Annotated in this window: 2 rRNA genes; both read left to right on the top strand. The window is 50.0% G+C overall.

Features of this window, described 5'->3' with window-relative positions:
- Positions 1-133: 133 nt before the first annotated feature.
- Positions 134-3,121: ribosomal RNA gene (locus tag F608_RS0130195) — 23S ribosomal RNA — on the top strand.
- Between the two features lie 129 nt (positions 3,122-3,250).
- Positions 3,251-3,367: ribosomal RNA gene (rrf, locus tag F608_RS0130190) — 5S ribosomal RNA — on the top strand.
- Positions 3,368-3,421: the final 54 nt, after the last annotated feature.

Below are 3,421 nucleotides of genomic sequence, written 5' to 3'. Positions count from 1 at the left end.
CTTGGAATTAAAGTGTTCCTGGTTATCGATCTGCAAAGAAACAGCAGGGTTGATTATGATCAGCACTGCTGGAGTAAATTAATTTTGAATTAATTTGTTCGCATCAAAGCGTTTAAACTTATTTGTGGATAGTGGCTAAGCTACTAAGAGCAAACGGTGGATGCCTTGGTGTCAAGTGAAGAAGAAAGACGTGGAAAGCTGCGATAAGCTTCGGGGAGGGGCTAAACACCCTTTGATCCGGAGATTTCTGAATGGGGCAACCCGGCACGGTTAATACTGTGTCACCCTTGGCTGAATACATAGGTCAAGGGAGCCAACGGGGAGAACTGAAACATCTTAGTACCCCCAGGAAAAGAAAGTAAAAACGATTCCCTGAGTAGCGGCGAGCGAACGGGGACCAGCCCAAACTGCATACGTGTCAAGCCCGAAAGCGTTGCGTATGCGGGGTCGTGGGATAACACTTGTCAGAGTTTCGGATCTGGCGGAGAGTCAAAAACCTGATTATTAGTTGAATTGGCTGGAAAGCCAAACCAAAGAGGGTGACAGTCCTGTAAGCGAAAGTGATCAGGCTCTCCTGAGTTACTCCCAAGTACTGCGGAACACGAGGAATTCTGTGGGAATTTGTGTGGACCATCACATAAGGCTAAATACAACTTGACAACCGATAGCGTACCAGTACCGTGAGGGAAAGGTGAAAAGTACCCCTGTTAGGGGAGTGAAATAGTACCTGAAACCGTTTGCTTACAAGCTGTGGGAGCAGGAATTCGTTCTTGTGACCGCGTGCCTTTTGCATAATGAGTCAGCGAGTTACTTAATGTGGCCAGGTTAAGCCGATAGGTGTAGCCGTAGCGAAAGCGAGTCTGAATAGGGCGACCAGTTGCATTGAGTAGACCCGAAACCAGGTGATCTATCCATGGCCAGGGTGAAGCGGGAGTAAAATCTCGTGGAGGCCCGAACCGTCACAGGTTAAAAACTGTTCGGATGAGCTGTGGATAGGGGTGAAAGGCCAAACAAACCTGGAGATAGCTGGTTCTCTTCGAAATATATTTAGGTATAGCCTCGTATGTTTCTTACCGGAGGTAGAGCACTGGATGGGCTAGGGGTCCCACCGGATTACCAAACCTAACCAAACTCCGAATACCGGTAAGTCAGAGTACGGGAGTCAGCCCGCGGGAGCTAAGTTCCGCGGACGAGAGGGAAACAACCCAGACCGCCAGCTAAGGTCCCCAAATCTATGCTAAGTGGAGAAGGATGTGGGAATGCCCAGACAACCAGGAGGTTGGCTTAGAAGCAGCCATCCTTTAAAGAAAGCGTAACAGCTCACTGGTCGAGTGGATCTGCGCCGAAAATGTATCGGGGCTAAAGCATAGTACCGAAGCTGCGGAATGTATTTATACATTGGTAGAAGAGCGTTGTGCCGTCACAGAATCGCACCCGCGAGGGTGTGTGGAGATTGCACAAGTGACCATGCTGACATGAGTAGCGATAAAGCGGGTGAGAGACCCGCTCGCCGTAAGCCCAAGGTTTCCTGAGTAAAGCTAATCTGCTCAGGGTTAGTCGATCCCTAAGGCGAGGCCGAAAGGCGTAGTCGATGGAAAACAGATTAATATTTCTGTACCACCTTGTTATCGTTTGAGAGACGGGGGGACGCAGGAGGGCAGGTCATCCGTCTGTTGGAATAGGCGGTTCAAGCTTGTAGGCTTAAGTTCCAGGCAAATCCGGAGCTTTCTAAGGCTGAGAAGTGATGAGGAGGGTCTTTGACCCATAAACTGACTGCACCCATGCTGCCAAGAAAAGCCTCTATCGAGATAACAGGTGATCGTACCGCAAACCGACACAGGTAGGCAGGGAGAGTATCCCGAGGCGCTTGAGAGAACCCTGGTTAAGGAACTCGGCAAAATGATACCGTAACTTCGGGAGAAGGTATGCCCTTGATTGTTAGTATTATACTTTACAAAGCGATTGAGGGCCGCAGAGAATTGGTGGTAGCGACTGTTTACTAAAAACATAGGACTCTGCAAAGTCGCAAGACGAGGTATAGGGTCTGACGCCTGCCCGGTGCCGGAAGGTTAAGGGGATTTGTTAGCGTTTACGCGAAGCACTGAACTGAAGCCCCGGTAAACGGCGGCCGTAACTATAACGGTCCTAAGGTAGCGAAATTCCTTGTCGGGTAAGTTCCGACCTGCACGAATGGCGTAACGACTTCCACACTGTCTCAACCAGGGACTCAGCGAAATTGGAATGGCGGTGAAGATACCGTCTACCCGCGAAAAGACGGAAAGACCCCGGCACCTTTACTACAGCTTGACATTGGATTTTGGGATATGATGTGCAGGATAGGTGGGAGACTTTGAAGCATGCTCGCCAGAGTGTGTGGAGTCACCCTTGAAATACCACCCTTCATATTTCAGTGTTCTAACCACAGCCCGTAATCCGGGTTTGGGACAGTGTCTGGTGGGTAGTTTGACTGGGGCGGTCGCCTCCCAAAGAGTAACGGAGGCGCGCGAAGGTTCCCTCAGGCTGATTGGAAACCAGCCGTAGAGTGCAAAGGCATAAGGGAGCTTGACTGCGAGAGAGACATTTCGAGCAGGTACGAAAGTAGGTCTTAGTGATCCGGCGGTTCTGAATGGAAGGGCCGTCGCTCAACGGATAAAAGGTACGCCGGGGATAACAGGCTTATCGCCCCCAAGAGTTCACATCGACGGGGCGGTTTGGCACCTCGATGTCGGCTCATCACATCCTGGGGCTGGAGCAGGTCCCAAGGGTTTGGCTGTTCGCCAATTAAAGTGGTACGTGAGCTGGGTTTAAAACGTCGTGAGACAGTTTGGTCCCTATCTTTCGTGGGCGCAGGATATTTGAGGAGATCTGATCCTAGTACGAGAGGACCGGATTGGACCAACCAATGGTGTTCCAGTTGTTCCGCCAGGGGCATTGCTGGGTAGCCAAGTTGGGTATGGATAACCGCTGAAAGCATCTAAGCGGGAAGCCAACTTCAAGATAAGATATCCCCTCTATTTATAGACTAAAGACCCCTTGAAGACTACAAGGTTGATAGGCCGGGTGTGTAAGCATGGTAACATGTTCAGCTAACCGGTACTAATAGGTCGTGAGGCTTAGCCACTTTTTCTACAAATAACTTTGAACGCTTTAATGTGGACAAATTAAGATTTACTACAACAGATTAGAAATTTTGGACCCATGGGACATGTACGCATAACCCCTTCAGAAGTTCCAGGTCCTTTTGATTTAACCTGGTGGCAATGGCAGGGAGGCCACACCCGTACCCATCTCGAACACGGAAGTTAAGCTCCCTAGCGCCGATGGTACTGCATGGGAGACTGTGTGGGAGAGTAGGACGCTGCCGGGTTATTCTTCAAAAAGCCCTGATCAATCTTCCCGATTGGTCAGGGCTTTTTTTATT

The organism is Desulfospira joergensenii DSM 10085, from assembly GCF_000420085.1.
GTDB classification, from domain to species: Bacteria; Desulfobacterota; Desulfobacteria; order Desulfobacterales; family Desulfobacteraceae; genus Desulfospira; species Desulfospira joergensenii.
This window is presented reverse-complemented; position numbering and strand designations above follow the sequence as displayed.